Origin of the sequence: Caulobacter sp., from assembly GCF_017744445.1 — a bacterium.
In the GTDB taxonomy this organism is placed as follows: Bacteria; Pseudomonadota; Alphaproteobacteria; order Caulobacterales; family Caulobacteraceae; genus Caulobacter.
In genome coordinates this window covers 1-713 of sequence record NZ_JAGIBH010000093.1, presented here as the reverse complement: position 1 = coordinate 713, position 713 = coordinate 1, and the positions used below count along the sequence as shown (strand labels likewise).

Here is a 713-nt window from a genome sequence, read left to right as displayed (position 1 = left end):
GCCTGGCGCGGGGACGAGAGTTTTCAGCATTGGCTCTACGGACCGGTTCTGGACCAGCCCGATCACCTGATCGACGCCGTAGCCTCGGCCCGTGTCAGCCAGCCCGACTACGACGGGGCCCAACGTCGCGGCTTCGCTGAAAGCTTCGACCTGCACGATGAGTCCTCGTCGCTGCGGGCCGCGCGCGCGATCGTCGAGCGCCTGCCGGTCAAGGGCCGTCGTCTTCGATGAGCACGGAATCGAGCGTTCTCAAGCGGGTGCTGGCCAACGCCGGCGCCTTGCTCGGCGGTCGGACCGTCAACGCCGTGGTGGGCCTGGCCTACATCGCCCTGACCGCGCGCGGCCTGGGCACGACCCTGATGGGCATGGTGGTGCTGATCAACGCCTTCGCCCAGTTCCTGGGCGAGGTGGCCAAGTTCCAGTCCTGGCAGACGATGCTGCAGTTCGGGGCCAAGCCCTTGCTCGAGGGTGATCGCCCCCGGTTCCAGCAGGTCCTCCGCTTCACCCTGCTGCTCGACTCGATCGGCGCGGCCGTGGGCGTGACCCTGGGCGTCGTCGGCGCCTTGCTGTTCGGCCACCTGCTGGGCTGGCCGGCCGAATTGTCGCCGGTCGCGGCGGCGTACGCCCTGTCGATCGCCGTGATGGACTCGGCCACATCGGTAGGCTTGCTGCGCCTGTTCGACCGCTTCCGCTTCCTGGCCGCCGAACAGCAC

At 68.9% G+C, this 713-nt stretch carries 2 pseudogenes; both read left to right on the top strand.

Going from position 1 to position 713, the window contains the following annotated elements:
- Positions 1-231: pseudogene (locus tag J7528_RS23825) on the top strand (glycerophosphotransferase); the annotation flags it as partial.
- Positions 228-713 (top strand): annotated as a pseudogene (locus J7528_RS23820) (lipopolysaccharide biosynthesis protein); the annotation flags it as partial. The pseudogenes J7528_RS23825 and J7528_RS23820, both read left to right, overlap by 4 nt.